The organism is Pseudomonas sp. PDNC002, from assembly GCF_016919445.1.
Lineage (GTDB): Bacteria > Pseudomonadota > Gammaproteobacteria > Pseudomonadales > Pseudomonadaceae > Pseudomonas.
Genome location: NZ_CP070356.1, coordinates 1,507,575 through 1,524,151, shown reverse-complemented (window position 1 = coordinate 1,524,151; position 16,577 = coordinate 1,507,575). Strand labels below are relative to the sequence as shown.

14 protein-coding genes are annotated in these 16,577 nt (G+C 65.2%); 2 read left to right on the top strand and 12 right to left on the bottom strand.

Features of this window, described 5'->3' with window-relative positions; genetic code table 11:
* Positions 1-47 precede the first annotated feature (47 nt).
* Positions 48-410, bottom strand: a complete 363-nt coding sequence (locus JVX91_RS07010; RefSeq protein WP_240201759.1) for a flagellar basal body-associated protein FliL — start codon at positions 408-410, stop codon at positions 48-50.
* 210 nt (positions 411-620) lie between these two features.
* Between JVX91_RS07010 and JVX91_RS07005 the strand changes: the two genes are divergently transcribed.
* Positions 621-1,598 carry an NADPH:quinone oxidoreductase family protein gene (locus JVX91_RS07005; protein WP_054907760.1) on the top strand — a complete coding sequence of 326 codons (978 nt, stop codon included), beginning with the start codon at positions 621-623 and terminating at the stop codon, positions 1,596-1,598.
* A 584-nt stretch (positions 1,599-2,182) separates the two neighbouring features.
* On the opposite strand, the gene JVX91_RS07000 is transcribed toward JVX91_RS07005, so the two are convergent.
* From JVX91_RS07000 to JVX91_RS06970, 7 genes are all read right to left on the bottom strand, one after another.
* Positions 2,183-3,706 carry a malonyl-CoA synthase gene (locus tag JVX91_RS07000; RefSeq protein WP_205338605.1) on the bottom strand — a complete coding sequence of 508 codons (1,524 nt, stop codon included), beginning with the start codon at positions 3,704-3,706 and terminating at the stop codon, positions 2,183-2,185.
* 9 nt (positions 3,707-3,715) lie between these two features.
* Positions 3,716-5,035: a malonyl-CoA decarboxylase gene (locus JVX91_RS06995; protein ID WP_205338604.1), complete on the bottom strand. Its 1,320-nt coding sequence runs from the start codon at positions 5,033-5,035 to the stop codon at positions 3,716-3,718.
* 28 nt (positions 5,036-5,063) lie between these two features.
* A complete protein-coding gene (locus JVX91_RS06990; RefSeq protein WP_205338603.1) occupies positions 5,064-6,524 on the bottom strand; it encodes an amidase in 1,461 nt (486 codons plus the stop codon).
* A 167-nt stretch (positions 6,525-6,691) separates the two neighbouring features.
* Positions 6,692-7,726: an extracellular solute-binding protein gene (locus tag JVX91_RS06985; RefSeq protein WP_045213161.1), complete on the bottom strand. Its 1,035-nt coding sequence runs from the start codon at positions 7,724-7,726 to the stop codon at positions 6,692-6,694.
* Positions 7,727-7,746: 20 nt separating this feature from the next.
* Positions 7,747-8,553 carry an ABC transporter permease gene (locus JVX91_RS06980; RefSeq protein ID WP_205339953.1) on the bottom strand — a complete coding sequence of 269 codons (807 nt, stop codon included), beginning with the start codon at positions 8,551-8,553 and terminating at the stop codon, positions 7,747-7,749.
* The gene (locus tag JVX91_RS06975) at positions 8,553-9,479 is read right to left on the bottom strand and encodes an ABC transporter permease (RefSeq protein WP_205338602.1); all 927 of its coding nucleotides are present in this window, start codon (positions 9,477-9,479) and stop codon (positions 8,553-8,555) included. The genes JVX91_RS06980 and JVX91_RS06975 overlap by 1 nt, the downstream gene beginning before the upstream one ends.
* A gap of 12 nt (positions 9,480-9,491) precedes the next feature.
* Positions 9,492-10,610 carry an ABC transporter ATP-binding protein gene (locus JVX91_RS06970; protein ID WP_205338601.1) on the bottom strand — a complete coding sequence of 373 codons (1,119 nt, stop codon included), beginning with the start codon at positions 10,608-10,610 and terminating at the stop codon, positions 9,492-9,494.
* 233 nt (positions 10,611-10,843) lie between these two features.
* Here JVX91_RS06970 and JVX91_RS06965 point away from each other — a divergent pair, with 233 nt between their 5' ends.
* Positions 10,844-11,764, top strand: coding sequence for a LysR substrate-binding domain-containing protein (locus tag JVX91_RS06965; protein WP_205338600.1), 921 nt, complete (start codon positions 10,844-10,846; stop codon positions 11,762-11,764).
* A gap of 67 nt (positions 11,765-11,831) precedes the next feature.
* Here JVX91_RS06965 and JVX91_RS06960 read toward each other — a convergent pair whose 3' ends face one another.
* From JVX91_RS06960 to trxA, 4 genes are all read right to left on the bottom strand, one after another.
* Positions 11,832-12,800 (bottom strand): CDP-6-deoxy-delta-3,4-glucoseen reductase, encoded by a 969-nt coding sequence (locus tag JVX91_RS06960; RefSeq protein ID WP_205338599.1) that lies wholly within the window; start codon positions 12,798-12,800, stop codon positions 11,832-11,834.
* Between the two features lie 174 nt (positions 12,801-12,974).
* Positions 12,975-14,441, bottom strand: coding sequence for a 4-hydroxy-3-polyprenylbenzoate decarboxylase (gene ubiD / locus JVX91_RS06955; RefSeq protein WP_205338598.1), 1,467 nt, complete (start codon positions 14,439-14,441; stop codon positions 12,975-12,977).
* A 221-nt stretch (positions 14,442-14,662) separates the two neighbouring features.
* Complete coding sequence (rho, locus tag JVX91_RS06950) at positions 14,663-15,925, bottom strand: transcription termination factor Rho (protein ID WP_015475046.1); 1,263 nt, start codon at positions 15,923-15,925, stop codon at positions 14,663-14,665.
* A gap of 238 nt (positions 15,926-16,163) precedes the next feature.
* Entirely contained in the window at positions 16,164-16,490 is a 327-nt protein-coding gene (gene trxA / locus JVX91_RS06945) for a thioredoxin TrxA (RefSeq protein WP_015475045.1), read from the bottom strand.
* Between the last annotated feature and the right edge of the window lie 87 nt (positions 16,491-16,577).

The window sequence follows — 16,577 nt, the reverse complement described above, 5'->3', positions numbered from 1 at the left end:
TGCGGTGCGCAAATGAGTTGCGCTCATGCAGACGCCCCTGGAAGCGCTCAGGGCTGGACGATCAGGTTGTTGAACAGCAGGTCGTCGACGAGGGGTTTTCCTTCTTCCTGCTGCAACACGGTCTGTACCTGCTTCAGCGCTTCCTGGCGCAGTTTTTCCTTGCCGTCGACGCTGCCGAGGGATTCATCCGTTTGCTGGGCAAACAGCATCACCAATTGGTTGCGGATCAGCGGCTCGTGGTGCTCGACCTTCTCCGACGCTTCCTTGCCGATAACCTTGAGGGCGATGTCGGCCTTGAAGTACTTCAAGCGCGGGCCGCTGCCGTAGTTGCCGACGAGGGCGGGCGTGAGGTCGACGAAGAGCGGTTTGTTGGCATCTTCGGGCTTGGCCTCTTCGGACTCGGAAGCCATGACGAAGGGGCTGAAGGAAAGGACCAGCAACAGGGCGAGGAATGCTCTCAAGGCGATGTCTCCGGATTCGATGGGCCAAAGGATAGCCACACTCGCGCCGCCGCCCAAGCTATATCGGGGCATAAGCCGAGGCCATGGTGATTTGCCCCCTGTGCCTGCGCTCCTACACTGGCCCGACACCCAGATCGCCTCCTTTGGAAGGAAGACCCCATGAAAGCCGTGCTGTGCAAAGCCTTCGGCCCCGCCGAAACCCTGGTGCTGGAAGACATCGCCAGCCCCGAGCCGAAGAAGAACGAAGTCCTGCTGCAGGTTCACGCCGCCGGGGTCAACTTCCCCGACACGCTGATCATCGAGGGCAAATACCAGTTCAAGCCGCCCTTCCCGTTCTCCCCGGGTGGAGAGGCCGCTGGTGTGGTCGGCGCGGTCGGTGAGAAAGTCACCCACGTGAAACCCGGCGACCGCGTGATGGCGCTGACCGGCTGGGGCAGCTTCGCCGAGGAAGTGGCGGTGCCCGGCTACAGCGTGATGCCGATCCCCGACGGCATGGACTTCGCCAGCGCCGCCGCCTTCGGCATGACCTACGGCACTTCCATGCACGCACTCAAGCAGCGCGCCAACCTGCAGCCGGGCGAAACCCTGCTGGTGCTCGGCGCCTCTGGTGGCGTGGGCCTGGCGGCGGTGGAAATCGGCAAGGCCATGGGCGCCAAAGTGATCGCCGCCGCCAGCAGCGAAGCCAAGCTGGAAGTGGCCAAGGCCGCCGGCGCCGACGTGCTGATCAACTACAGCGAAGGCAGCCTGAAGGACAAGCTCAAGGAAATCACCGGCGGCCAGGGCGTGGACGTGATCTACGATCCGGTCGGCGGCGACCTGTTCGAAGAAGCCTTCCGCTCCATCGCCTGGAACGGCCGCATGCTGGTGGTCGGCTTCGCCAGCGGCACCATCCCGTCGCTGCCGGCCAACCTCACCCTGCTCAAGGGCGCGTCCCTGGTCGGCGTGTTCTGGGGCTCCTTCGCCCAGCGCCAGCCGCAGGACAACGCGGCGAACTTCCAGCAGCTGTTCAAGTGGTTCGCCGAGGGCAAGATCAAGCCGCTGGTGTCGCAGACTTTCCCGCTGGAGAAAGCCGCCGACGCGATCAATCACCTGGGCCAGCGCAAGGCGGTGGGCAAGGTGGTGGTGACGGTTCGCTGAGGATCGTAGAGGCGCGGATTTCATCCGCGTTTCGCGGAGAAGCTCCGCTCCTACGAAAGCAAAGAGCCCCGTATCAGCGGGGCTTTTTCGTATCCGATGACGCCTTGCAGGTTCCAGCGCAACATCCGCACGCTCCGGGCCGCCCCGTTCAGGAGGCCTTGTTGAAACTCGGTTCGACGAGGGCATTTTTCGCCTAGGCGAAAAACCGGATGATTGGGGCAAGACCTTTGCCTCCTTTGGGTCTTTCCAAAGGAGGTCGCCCGAGGGAGCGAAACAAGAGCTTGCAGTGCGCGCAGAAGCGACGCGGGAAAGCCCAGCGCGAAGCAGGCACATCGCGGACACAGTCCGTTGCTACGAGATGCCTCTGCGCCTGGGTCGGCCCTCAGCCTAACCCTCTCCCAGGGGGAGAGGGGATCGCTCGGTGCAGGATGAAACTTCAGCGTCAGCCGGCACGGACAGCTCCCTCTCCCACCGGGAGAGGGCTGGGGTGAGGGGAAAGCGTCGGCACGGGCTTCCCGAGAAAGACGGTTGCTCCTACGAAAGCAAAAAGCCCCGCGAACGGGGCTCTTTCAGGTACGCAAGGTTCAGGAATACAGCGCCTTGAACTGCTCGCGCAGCACATTCTTCTGCACCTTGCCCATCACGTTGCGCGGCAGCGCATCGACCACCATCACCCGCTTGGGCTGCTTGAAGCGCGCCAGCTTGCCATCCAGCGCGGCGAGCACCTGGGCCTCGCTCGGCGCCTGGCCCTGAGTGGCCACCAGTACGGCGGTAACGCCCTCGCCGAAGTCCGGGTGCGGCACGCCGATCACCGCCGACTCGACCACGCCCGGCAGGGTGTCGAGGATTTCCTCCAGCTCCTTGGGGTACACGTTGAAGCCGCCGCTGATGATCATGTCCTTGTTACGGCCGACGATCTGCACGTAGCCCTTGTCGTCGATGAAGCCGATATCGCCGGTCATGAAGTAGCCGTCCGCGCGCAGCTCCTCGGCGGTCTTCTCCGGCATGCGCCAGTAGCCCTGGAACACATTCGGCCCACGCACCTCGATCATCCCCGGCTCGCCCTGGGGCAGCGGGGTCGGCTCGGACTGCGAAGGATCGGTGATGCGCAGCTCGACGCCCGGCAGCGGGAAGCCGACGGTGCCGGCGATGCGCTCGCCATCCAGCGGGTTGGAGGTGTTCATGCCGGTCTCGGTCATGCCGTAGCGTTCGAGGATCGCCATGCCGGTGCGCTCGGAAAACGCCTTGTGGGTCTCCGCGGTGAGCGGCGCGGAGCCGGAGATGAACAGGCGCATGTGCGCCACCGCCTCGCGGGTCAGGCCGGGTTGGTCGAGCAGGCGGGTGTAGAAGGTCGGCACGCCCATCAGCAGGTTCACCTGGGGCAGCAGGCGGAGCATCTGCGCGGCGTCGAACTTGCTGAGGAAGAGCATCGAGCCGCCTGCCATCAGCAGGCTGTTGCAGGCCACGAACAGGCCGTGGATATGGAAGATCGGCAGCGCATGGAGCAGCCAGTCGGAGGGGGTGATCTGCCAGGCATCCACCAGTGCGCGGGCGTTGGAGACGAGGTTGCCGTGGCTGATCATCGCTCCCTTGGAGCGCCCGGTGGTGCCGGAGGTATAGAGGATCGCGGCGAGGTCGCCGGAGGCGCGTGGCACGTCGACGAAGCGCCCCGGCTTGCCATGCACGGCGTCCATCAGCGAGCCGTCGACCTGGTCGCCCAGGGTCGCCACACGGGCCACGCCACTGGCTTCAGCCAGCTCGCGGGCCTGGGCCTCGAAGGCCGGCGCGCAGACGAACAGCGAAGGCTCGGCGTCGTCGAGGAAGTAGCGCAGTTCGTCGCCGGTGTAGCCGCTGTTGAGCGGCAGGTAGACCGCGCCAACGCGCAGCACGGCGAGGTAGAGCATCACCGTCTCGGGGCTCTTGTCGACCTGCACGGCAACGCGGTCGCCCGGCTGCACGCCGAGTTCCACCAGCGCATGGGCGAACTGCGAAGTGCTGCGCAGCATGTCGGCATAGCTGTAGCCGCCACCCAATGGCGTGCGGATGAAGGGCTTGGACAGGTCGCTGGGCAGGTGTTTGCCGACTTCGGCGAAAAGACTCTGGTTCATGGTGAGGTCCTAGCGTTTTGTTTTCGCCGACAGCGTCGCGAGCTTGCGCACCTCGGGTGAGGCCGCGACCGCGCCCTGGTTGGCGTAGGCTTCGTGGTTCTTTTCGATCTGGCGCAGTTCGTAGCGGTAATTGACCATCAGTCCCGCGGCCTGGCGCAGACCGCTGGCGGAAAGGTCGCCACGCCAGTTCAGGCGTTCCAGGCGGGCACCGTTGCCGAGGTGGAAGCGCGCCACCGGGTCGAGCGGCAGGCCGGCGCCATTCTTGGCGTGCAGGAAATATTCGGCGGCCAGCGCCAGCAGTGGCTGCTCGGTGCGCGGCGGTGGCGGCGCGTCGGGCTTGAGCGCCTTGAGCAGCTCGGCGGCGGCCGCGCCCAGTTGCGGGACGTCGCCCAGCCCATCGAGCCAGCGACGGAAGCCGGGCACCGGCGACAGGGTGACGTACTGGCGCAGGCCGGGAATCTCCCGCGCCAGCTCTTCTACCACCTGCTTGATCAGGAAGTTGCCGAAGGAAATGCCGCGCAGGCCGTCCTGGCAGTTGCTGATGGAGTAGAAGACGGCGGTGTCGGGCTCTTCCAGCGGCTGCGCGGGCGAACCAGGCTCCAGAATGTCAGCGATCGCACCGGGCATCGCACGGGTCAGCGCCACCTCGACGAAGATCAGCGGTTCTTCCGCCAGCGCCGGGTGGAAGAAGGCGAAGCAGCGGCGGTCGGCCGGCTGCAGGCGGCTGCGCAGGTCGTCCCAGTCCTTGATGGCGTGGACGGCCTCGTACTTGATGATCTTTTCCAGGATCGACGCCGGGGTCGACCAGTCGATGCGCCGCAGCACCAGGAAGCCGCGGTTGAACCAGGACGCCAGCAGGTGTTGCAGGTCGTGGTCCACGGCCGCCAACTCGGGTTTACCCTTGAGTTCCCCCAGCAACCGGCGGCGCATGGCGATCAGCTCGGCGGTGCCGCCCGGCGCCTGGTTGAGGCGGCGGAACAGTTCCTGGCGCGGTGGTTCGCTGGCCTCGAACAGCTGGGTGGTGTTGGCCGACGAAGGATCGTCGAGATAGCGCTGGCAGGCTTCGGCCAGCGCGTCATGAGGCGGCGCGAAGTCCATGAGCAGCGTGTCGAAGAAAGCCTTCTGCTGCTCCTCCGGACAGTCGCGGTAGGCGCACAGCACCTGCCGCGCCAGCGCCACGCCGGAAGCCTCGCCATGGCCGGAGATCAGTTTGCGGCAGGCCTGCGCCAGCGCCTGGGCATTGCCCGGCGCCGGCTCGCGCGACTCCAGCAATTGCCGGCCGCGCTCGCTGATGCTCTGCAGCAGTTCCTGGAAGAAGCTGATGTTCATGCATCCCCCTCGCTTGTGGATAAGTGAATCAGTCGCCCTTCAGCATCGGCGGCGGGCAGCGCTGGTACCAGCGCGAAGCCTGCTCGTAGGCGTGGGCCAGTTGCAGCACGGCCATGTCGGCCTGGTGCTTGCCGATGATCTGCAGGCCCATGGGCAAGCCCTGCTCATTGAAGCCCACCGGCACGTTGGCTGCCGGGCAACCGGACAGGGTGGCCGGAATCACCACTTCCATCCAGCGGTGGTAGGTGTCCATGGCCGTGCCAGCGATTTCCTTCGGCCAGTCCCAGGTCTTGTCGAACGGGAACACCTGCGCGCTGGGCAGCAGCAGGTAGTCGTAGCGCTCGAACAGCTGGCTGATGGCGCGGTACCAGTCGCTGCGCGCGGCGGAGGCGCGGAACACGTCCATGGCCGAGAGCTTCAGGCCGTTCTCCACTTCCCAGATCGCCTCGGGCTTGAGCAGTTCGCGCTTGACCGGGTCGGTGTAGGCCGCGCCGAGAGAGCCGGCGACCATCCAGTGCCGCAGGGTGCGCCAGGTGTCCCAGAGACGCTCGGCCGAGAAGCCCATGGCGGTGTCTTCGATGTGGCAGCCAATGGCTTCGAAGTCGGCGAAGGATTTGCGGCACAGCTCCAGCACGCCCTTTTCCATCGGCAGGTGGCCGCCCAGGTCGCCCAGCCAGCCCAGGCGCGCGCCCTTGAAATCGCGTTCCAGCCTGCCGGCGAACTGCTCGCCACTCTCGGCAATGGACAGCGGCGCACGAGCATCGCCGCCAGCCTGCACCGACAGCAGCAACGCCACGTCGCGCACGCTGCGGCCCATCGGGCCTTCGTAGCCGAGCTGGTCGATGAACAGGTCGGCGCTGTCGTCGAATGGCACGCGGCCCTGGGACGGACGGAAGCCGACGATGTTGTTGAACGCCGCCGGGTTGCGCAGCGAACCCATCATGTCGCTGCCGTCGGCCACCGGGACCATCTGCAGCGCCAGCGCGGCCGCCGCGCCACCGCTGCTGCCACCGGCAGTGCGTTCGGGGGCGTAGGCGCAGCCGGTAGCGCCGAAGATCGGGTTATAGCTGTGCGAGCCGAGGCCGAATTCCGGGGTGTTGGTCTTGCCGATCAGCACGGCGCCGGCCGCGCGGATGCGCTCGACCATGATGCCGTCGCGCTCGGGCACGTAATCGCGGAACAGCGGCGAGCCGAGGGTGGTACGGATGCCCTGGGTCAGCGACAGGTCCTTCACCGCGTGCGGCAGGCCATGCATCCAGCCACGGTATTCGCCGCGCGCCAGCTCGGCGTCGCGCTGGTCGGCCTCGGCGAGCAGCTGCTCTTCGGGCTGCAGGCTGATGATGGCGTTGACCGCCGGGTTGTAGCGTTCGATCTGCGCCAGGTGCGACTGCATGACTTCGCGGCAGGACACCTGGCGCAGGCGGATGCGCTGGGCCAGTTCATGGGCCTGGAGCTGGACGAGTTCGTTGTTGTGCTTGTACTGGCTCATGGAGCGCGGCCTTCTTTCATCGGGAGCTTCCGGCAGATGGGAAGCCTATGTCGGGTTCAGCAACCCCGCTGGCAGGCGAGGCTTGTTGCGTTCTTCAGGCCGAGCGATGCCGCTGCGCCGAGCTGGCGCACGCGTGCATCGCCGTGCCGTATTCCCGTCTGGCGGGATCAGCGCATCAGGTTGGTCCAGATGCGGTCGGCCAGGCGGATCGCGCCTTCGCCGCAGGTCTTGCTGAACACCACCTTGGTGCCTTCGGGGATGTGCAGTTCCGGCGCATCCTTGAGGCTGGCATCGAGGAAGGGTTCCACGCCCTTGATCGGGCTCTGGTGCTTGAGGAAGTTCTGGGTCATCGCCGAGTTTTCCGGCTGGCTGAGGAAGGCGATGAACTTCTTCGCGTTCTCCGGGTGCTTGGCGCCGGCCGGGATCACCAGGTTGTCCACCCAGGCCATCACGCCCTCTTTCGGGTAGAGGTACTTCAGGCTGGATTTCATCTCACGCGCACGCATCGACGAGCCACCCCAGAACATCGACATGTCGACCTCGCCCGAGGCCAGGTTCTCGCGGATCGAGCCGGCCTTGGAGCTGTAGGTCTTCACGAAGGGCTTCTGGGTCTTCAGCAGGGTCAGCACCTGTTGCATCTGTTTGGGGTCCTCGCTGCACAGCGGGATGCCCAGGTAGAGGCTGGCGGTATCGATCACTTCGCTGGCCGAGTCGAACATGTTGATCTTGCCCTGCAGCTCCTTCGGCGGGGTGAACAGCACCGAGTAGCTGTCGGCCGGGCCGCTGTATTTCGCGCTGTCCAGCACCACGCTGGTGGTGCCCCAGATGAAGGGCACGGCGTAGGCGCCTTCCGGGTCCCAGGCGGGCTTCTTCAGGTTGTCCTCGACGTTGGCGTAGTACGGCTGGCCGGCCGGGTCGAAGCGCTCCAGCAGCTTCTCCTGGATCAGGATCGGCACGAACTGGTGCGAGGGAATCGCCACGTCGTAACCGGTGCCGCCCTGCTTGAGCTTGGCCAGCAGGGTCTCGTTGGAGTCGTAGGAATCCACGGTGACCTTGATGCCGGTTTCCTTCTCGAACTTCTCCAGGATCTGCGGGGTGAAATAGCCACTCCAGCTCACCACGTTGAGTTGCTCGGCGGCTTGCGCGTGGACAGCCATGGCCAGCGTCAGCGAGGCCCCTACAGCAGCGATCAGTTTGCTCATCTTCTACTCCGGTTGTGGGCTCAGGCCTTCTTCTTGCCGAGCAAAAAAGACAACGTTACGAACAGCACGGAAACGCCGAGGATCAGGGTCGACACCGCGTTCACATCGGGCGTCACGCCCATGCGCAGCAGGCCGAAGATGAAGATCGGCAAGGTGGTGGTGCCGGCCTGGGAGACCATCATCGAGATCACGAAGTTATCCAGCGAGACGATGAAGGCGAGCATCACCCCGGAGAAGATCCCCGGCATCAGCAGCGGCAGGGTGACCTTGCGGAAGGTCCGCCAGGGCCCGGCGTAGAGGTCGGCGGCGGCCTGCTCCAGGGACAGGTCCATGTCGTTCAGGCGAGCACGGATCGGCAGGTAGGCGAACGGGATGCAGAACACCGTGTGGGCGATGATCAGGTTGCCGTAGCCCAGCGACAGGCCGAGGGTGGAGAACAGCGCCAGGGTGGCGACGCCGACCACGATCTCGGGTAGCACCAGCGGCAGCATGATCGCCCCCATGGACAGGCGCAGGCCCTTGAACTTGGCCCCGCGCGAGGTGCCCAGCGCGGCCAGGGTGGCGATCGCCGTGGCGATCACGCTGGCGCACACGGCAATCAGCAGGCTGTTGCCGGCGGCCTGGCGCAGCGCCTGGTTGGCGAAAGCGCTGCGGTACCAGTCGAGGCTGAAGCCGGTCCACACGGTGGCGGACTGGTTGGCGTTGAACGAGAGCACCACCAGCACCACGATGGGCGCGTAGAGGTACAGGTAGAACAGGAAGCTCAGGACGCCGAAGCCACGGAAATCCTGCACGCCCAGACGGCGTTTGCTCAGCAGCGAGAGCATCATTCACCTCCCCGGGCGATGCGCAGGCGCTCGGCGCGCATCGCGTAGAACATCAGCACCAGCATCACGGCTCCCATCAGCACCAGCGACAGCGCCGCGCCGAAGGGCCAGTTCCGCGAGTCGCTGAACTGCCGGAAGATCAGGTTGCCGAGCATCATCTTGGTGCCGCCGCCGAGCAGCTCGGGGGCGATCATCGCGCCCAGGCAGGGGACGAAAGTGAGGATGGCGCCGGCGAGAATCCCCGGCCGGGCGATCGGCAGGACCACCTTGCGCAGGGTGCGGATACGCCCGGCGTAAAGGTCCTGGGCCGCTTCGAGCAGGCGCATGTCCATCTTCTCGAGGGTCGCGTAGATCGGCAGTACGACGAAGGGCGCGTAGGTGTAGACCAGGCCCAGCAGCACGGCGCCATCGGTGTAGAGCAGGTTCAGCGGCTGGTGGATTAGCCCTAAGCTCATCAGCGTGCCGTTGACCACGCCAGTGCCGCGCAGCAGCAGGATCCAGGCGTAGGTGCGGATCAGCAGGTTGGCCCAGAACGGCACGGTGATCAGGAAGATCAGCAGGCCGCGACGGTGCGCCGGCTGCATGGCCAGCCACACCGCCACCGGGAAGCCCACCAGCAGGGTGATCGCGGTGGTCGCCGCAGCGATGCCGATGGAACGCAGCGCGATCATCACGTAGGAGTCGGCGAAGGCCAGGCTGTCGTCGAGCTGACGCTCGAACAGCAGCGAGACGTAGGCGTCGACGCTGAAGTGCGGGTTCACGCCACCATAGGGGTTGGCCTGCATCAGCGAGTAACCGACGACGATGAAGATCGGCACGATCAGGAACAGGCCGATGGAAACCAGCGCGGGCGACACGCCAAGGAAGCTGCGCAGCGCCTGGCGCCGCTCCAGCGCATTGCCGGAGGTTGTGGATAACCGGTTCATGCTCACCTCCGCTCAGTCCACCAGGACGCTGGCGCTGCCTTTTTCGAACAGCAGCCCGGCGCGTTGCCCGGCTACCAGGCGGCCGCGCTGGCCGGCGCTGTTGGGCGCACGGACGGTCAGCTTGCTGCCGTCGGCGAGCGCCACCTGGTACTGCAGGTCGGTGCCCAGGTAGATCTGCTGGACGACGGTGCAGGGCGCGGCGGACGACGTGTCCTCGGCTACCAGTTGCAGGCGCTCGGGGCGGATCGACAGGGTGACCTCGGCACCGACCTTCAGGCCCTCGCGGGAGCCAGCCTCGATCAACTGCTCACCGCCGATGCGGTAGTACGCGCGGTCGCCGTCGAAGTTCTCGACGCGGGCCGGCAGGAAGTTGGTCTCGCCGATGAAGTCGGCGACGAAGCGGTTGCGCGGATGCTCGTAGATGTCATCCGGGCGGCCGACCTGCTGCACTTCGCCCTCGGAGAGCACGGCGATGCGGTCGGACATGGTCAGGGCTTCTTCCTGGTCGTGGGTGACGAAGATGAAGGTGATGCCGGTCTTGGCCTGGATCGCCTTGAGTTCTTCACGCATGGCCTGGCGCAGCTTGAGATCGAGGGCGGAAAGCGGCTCGTCGAGCAGCAGCACTTTCGGATGCGGCGCCAGCGCACGGGCCAGGGCGACGCGCTGCTGCTGGCCGCCGGAGAGCTGGGTCGGCTTGCGCTGGGCGAAGCGTTCCATCTGCACCAGGGCGAGCATCTCGCGGACGCGCTCGGCGACCTGCGCCTTGCTCATGCGCTGGCCCATCGGGTGGGATTCCAGGCCGAAGGCGAGGTTCTCGGCGATGGTCATGTGCGGGAACAGCGCGTAGTGCTGGAACACCGTGTTGACCGGGCGTTCGAACGGCGGCCGGTCGGCGATGTTCTCGCCGTAGAGCTGGATTTCCCCGGCGGTGGGGAACTCGAAGCCGGCGATCATCCGCAGCAAGGTGGTCTTGCCGCAGCCCGAGGGACCGAGCAGGGTGAAGAATTCGTTGTCGCGGATATCCAGGTCGACGCATTTCAGCGCGACGGGGCCGCTGGCCGGGTCGCCGTAGACCTTGCGCACGGAGCGGATGGAAACCGCCGCCGTCTGCAGGCTGTGCAGGGCACTCATGGTGAAACCTCCATACCTTCCCTTCCGCCACCAGAAGGCGGTCGGGGGATCTTGTATTTGTTCTGGCAGGACTAGAGACGCTGGATTGCAGCGCTGGCCTTGGGTCAGACCCAAGTTGTGGTGTTGTTGAGGCGGATATTCGAAGAAAGGTGGTTGAGCGAAAAGCTCAATTTTCTTACATTCGATATTAAATAATTTAACAGCTAAAAAGCTGATACCCCCGAGGCCATGCCATGTCCATCCAGCGTCTTCCGCCGCTCAATGCCGTCCGCGCCTTCGAGGCCGCCGCACGCCTGGGCAGCTACGTCGCCGCCTCGAAAGACCTGCATGTGACGCAGCCGGCCATCGGCCGTCACGTGAAGCTGCTGGAAGATTGGCTGGGCGTGCAGCTATTCGAGCGCACCCCGCGCGGGGTCAGCCTGACGCCCGCCGGGCAACGCTACTACGCGAAGATATCCACAGCCCTGCAGCAGATCGCCGATGCCGGCCATGAACTGGCCCCCGGCGGCACCGCGCGCTGGCTGAAGATCATGGTGGTGCCGGCCTTCGCCAAGCGCTGGCTGATGCCGCGCCTGGAGACCCTACGCCAGCAGCGCCCCGGCCTGAAGGTGGCGGTGGAACCCAACCCGACTTTCACCGAAGTGGACGGTAAAAGCGCCGATCTGGGGATTGTCTACGGGCTTCCCGGCGTCTATCCGCAGTGTCACAGCACCCTGGTGCGGCCGGCGGTGTTCCCGGTGTGCTCGCCCTCCTACCTCAAGGAAAACGGGCCGCTGAGCAGCGTGCACGATCTCGCCCGGCACAAGCTGATCCACGTCGACGACGGCGAGTGGTGGAACCTCTGGCTGTCCACCATCGGCCTCGACCTGCGGGTGAACTCCGACGTGCTCTACGTCAGCAACGACCACGCCCTGTCCATGGCCGAGGCCGGCCACGGTATCGCCCTGGCCAACCTGGTGCTGGTGAAGCACCAGCTGGCCGCCGGCACGCTGGTGCGGCCGCTGCCCGAGGAAGTGCCGCTGGAAAGCTATCAGCTGCTGCTACCGACCGGCGCGGTGAGCGCCGACGTGGCCTGGTTCGGGGACTGGATTCGTGCGGCGCTGCAGGAAGAATTCTCGCCACATGCCAACCACGAGACTGAGTCGACTGAATAGCTAGGCGGAGTGCCGAAGACAGTGCGACTAGCACGGCGAGGCGCTCCAACGACGCTAGGCAGTTGAATCAGCCTCGTGGGGCGTAGGCGAAGACGTCGGCACGCATCTGGTGCGGGTCCATGCCCGCCGCCACCAGGGCATCCAGCGTGCCATAGACCATCGCTGGCGAGCCGCTGGCGTATACGCGCAGGCCGGACAGCTCGGCGAAGTCCTCGCACACCGCCTCATGCAGTAGGCCGCAGCGCCCCTGCCAGCCACACAGGTCGCTGACGATCTTGTGCAGGTGCAGGTTGGGCACGCTTTCCCACTGGTCCCAGTGCGGCAGCTCGTAGAAGTCTTCCGGGCGGCGCACGCCCCAGTACAGGTGGACCGGGTGGGCGAAGCCGGCGGCGCGGCAGAATTCGATCAGGCTGTGCATCTGCGCCATGCCGGTGCCGGCGGCGATCAGCACCAGCGGGCCGTCCGGCAGGTCGGCGAGGTGCGCGTCGCCGAAAGGCATCTGCACGCGGGCGAAACGGTCGCGCTGGAGTTGCGCCAGCAGGTCGATGGCGCTGTTCTCGCGGGCCAGGATGTGCAGTTCCAGGTCACGCCCTTCCTGCGGCGCGGAAGCCAGGGAGAAGGCCGCCGGGTCGCTGTCCTCGCGCTCGATCAGCAGGTACTGCCCAGCGTGGTAGCGCGGCGGCTTGCCGGCCGGGGCGCGCAGGCGCACGCGCCAGACATCGCCGCCCACGGGCTCGCAAAGGGTCAGTTGGCAGGACAGCACCCGCACCGGCAACTCGCCGGGGGCCAGCACGCCGTCCCAGTGCAGCACGCAGTCTTCCAGCGGCTCGGCCAGGCAGGTAAAGAGTTCGCCATGGTCACGCACCTCGCCATCCTGGCGCACGCGGCCTTCCACCAGCAGCGCCGCACAGATGTGGCAGTTGCCGTTGCGGCAGCTCTGCGGGCACTCGTAGCCCAGGCGCCGCGCACCGTCGAGGATACGTTCCCCAGGCGTCAGCTCGAGCTGGGCGCCGGAGGGTTGCAAGGTCACTTTCAAGCGATGTTCTCGTTCTTCTGATTTCGTCGGAGCAACCGATTCCTTCTCGACACTCCGCGCCAGCACTTCCCCCTCACCCTGACCCTCTCCCGCTTGCGGGAGAGGGTCAGGGTGAGGAGCTCTTGATCTCGCCTGTTCGCGAGCAAGCACGCTCCTGCAAGGCCGCGCCCGGCATCAATCGATGCCCAGGCTCGCCCAGATTTCATCGACCCGACGGGTCACCGCCGGGTCCTTCTCGATCACCCGGCCCCACTCGCGGCTGGTCTCGCCCGGCCACTTGTGGGTGGCGTCCAGGCCCATCTTCGAGCCCAGGCCGGAGATCGGCGAGGCAAAGTCCAGGTAGTCGATCGGCGTGTTGTCGATCATCACCGTGTCGCGCTTGGGGTCCATGCGCGTGGTAATGGCCCAGATCACGTCGTTCCAGTCGCGGGCGTTGATGTCGTCGTCGGTGACGATAACGAACTTGGTGTACATGAACTGTCGCAGGAACGACCAGACACCGAGCATCACGCGCTTGGCGTGGCCGGGGTACTGCTTCTTCATGGTCACCACCGCCATGCGGTAGGAGCAGCCTTCGGGCGGCAGGTAGAAGTCGGTGATCTCGGGGAACTGCTTCTGCAGGATCGGTACGAAGACTTCGTTCAGCGCCACGCCGAGGATAGCCGGCTCATCCGGCGGGCGGCCGGTGTAGGTGCTGTGGTAGATCGGTTTCTGCCGCCGGGTGATGCGCTCGACGGTGAACACCGGGAAGCGGTCCACCTCGTTGTAGTAGCCGGTGTGGTCGCCATACGGGCCTTCGTCGGCCATCTCGCCGGGGTGGATCACCCCTTCGAGGACGATTTCGGCGCTGGCCGGTACCTGCAGGTCATTGCCGATGCACTTGACCAGCTCGGTCTTGTGGCCGCGCAGCAGGCCGGCAAAGGCATACTCGGAGAGATTGTCCGGCACCGGGGTCACGGCGCCTAGGATGGTCGCCGGGTCCGCGCCGAGGGCCACAGCCACCGGATAGGGCTGGCCGGGATGCTTCTGGCACCACTCGCGGAAGTCCAGCGCGCCGCCACGGTGGCTGAGCCAGCGCATGATGACCTTGTTGCGGCCGATCACCTGCTGGCGGTAGATGCCCAGGTTCTGCCGTTCCTTGTTCGGTCCACGGGTGACGGTCAGGCCCCAGGTGATCAGCGGCGCGACGTCACCGGGCCAGCAGGTCTGCACCGGCAGCCTCGACAGGTCGACATCGTCGCCCTCCTCGATCACTTCCTGGCACGGCGCGTCCCGCAGGACCTTGGGCGCCATGTTGATGACCTTCTTGAAGATCGGCAGCTTGGACCAGGCGTCCTTCAGCCCCTTGGGTGGCTCCGGCTCCTTGAGGAAGGCCAGCAGCTTGCCGATCTCGCGCAGCTCGGAGACATCCTCGGCGCCCATGCCCAGGGCCACGCGCTCGGGCGTGCCGAACAGGTTGCCGAGCACAGGCATGTCGAAGCCGGTGGGCTTTTCGAACAGCAGGGCCGGGCCCTTGGCGCGCAGGGTGCGGTCGCACACCTCGGTCATTTCCAGCACCGGGGATACCGGCGCCTGGATGCGCTTGAGCTGTCCACGCTGCTCCAGGGCAGCGATGAACTCGCGCAGGTCGCGATACTGCATGAGGGTCTCGATGGCGGCAGGATGATGCGACAGTCTACCGCCTATCAGCGCCTGGCAGAAACACGAAGGCCGGGTTTCCCCGGCCTTGTGGCACTACTGAAGCGCGTAGAGTCGCTGACAAATCTGAGCGAAGCGGTTCTGGCTAGACGCCTGGCCTCGGACAGTACTTCGCGTACGGCAGGGGCCAGGCAACAACGCCAGAACAGATTTGCCGGCGACTCTTACTTGCTGCGCTTCATCGAGTCGAAGAACTCGTCGTTGGTCTTGGTCTGGCGGAGCTTGTCCAGCAGGAACTCGACCGCGGCGATCTCGTCCATCGGGTGGAGGATCTTGCGCAGAATCCACATGCGCTGCAGCTCTTCCTCACCGGTGAGCAGCTCTTCGCGACGGGTGCCCGAACGGTTGATGTTGATCGCCGGGAACACGCGTTTTTCCGAGATGCGACGGTCGAGGATCAGCTCCGAGTTACCGGTACCCTTGAATTCCTCGTAGATCACTTCGTCCATCTTCGAGCCGGTTTCGATCAGCGCGGTGGCGAGGATGGTCAGCGAACCGCCTTCCTCGATGTTGCGCGCGGCGCCGAAGAAGCGCTTGGGCTTTTCCAGGGCGTGGGCGTCGACACCACCGGTGAGCACCTTGCCGGAGCTGGGGATCACGGTGTTGTAGGCACGGGCCAGACGGGTGATGGAGTCGAGCAGGATGATCACGTCCTTCTTGTGCTCGACCAGGCGCTTGGCCTTCTCGATCACCATCTCGGCGACCTGCACGTGGCGGGTCGGCGGCTCGTCGAAGGTGGAGGCGACCACTTCGCCGCGCACGGTGCGCTGCATCTCGGTCACTTCTTCCGGGCGCTCGTCGATCAGCAGGACGATCAGGTGGCACTCGGGGTTGTTGCGGGTGATGTTCGAGGCGATGTTCTGCAGCATGATCGTCTTGCCCGCTTTCGGCGGAGCAACGATCAGGCCGCGCTGGCCCTTGCCGATCGGCGAGCAGAGGTCGATCACACGGCCGGTGAGGTCCTCGGTGGAACCGTTGCCGGCCTCCATGGTCAGGCGCTTGGTCGGGAACAGCGGCGTCAGGTTCTCGAAGAGAATCTTGTTCTTCGCGTTCTCCGGACGATCGAAGTTGATCGAGTCGACTTTCAGCAGGGCGAAGTAACGCTCGCCTTCCTTCGGCGGACGAATCTTGCCGATGATGGTATCGCCCGTGCGCAGGTTGAAGCGACGGATCTGGCTGGGCGAGACGTAGATGTCGTCCGGGCCGGCCAGGTACGAGGAATCGGCGGAGCGCAGGAAGCCGAAGCCATCCTGGAGAATCTCCAGCACGCCGTCACCGGAGATTTCCTCGCCGCTTTTCGCGTGCTTCTTCAGCAGCGCGAAGATGATGTCCTGTTTGCGCGAACGGGCCATGTTTTCCAGGCCCATGGCATCGGACATTTCCAGCAATTCGGCAATCGGCTTTTGCTTGAGTTCGGTCAGATTCATAGAAGGGACGTAAGTACGCTGAAAGGGGAAAAGGGAACAAGCGTGATGCTTGAAGAGCCGTGCCGCAGATGACGGACAGGATCGCTTGGAATTCGAATAGGAAGTGCGTCGGCGACGGCTTGCAGGGAACAACGAAAAACTCGTTGTGGCCCGAATTTAACACCCGACTTCCGGAGCGTCTAGGGGGAAGAATGAAAAAAGCCCCGCTGGTTTGCGGGGCCTTTCGGGTGCCTTCGACTCAGATGTTGCTGTCGAGGAAGGCTGCCAGCTGCGACTTGGACAGTGCGCCGACCTTGGTCGCTTCGACGTTGCCGCCCTTGAACAGCATCAGGGTCGGGATGCCACGCACGCCGTATTTCGGCGGGGTGTCCTGGTTCTCGTCGATGTTCAGCTTGCAGACTTTCAGCTTGCCCTGATAGTCCTTGGCGATCTCGTCGAGTACCGGGGCGATCATCTTGCACGGGCCGCACCATTCGGCCCAGTAGTCGACCAGCACGGGACCGTCGGACTTCAGTACGTCCTGCTCGAAGCTGGCATCGGTAACATTGACGATATGTTCGCTCATGTATTCTCTCCGTCAATCGGATGCGAAAAAGTGTCCGCCATCATATCCCGCCTCGGCCCACACCGAAAGGCGCAGCCGATTGAGTGT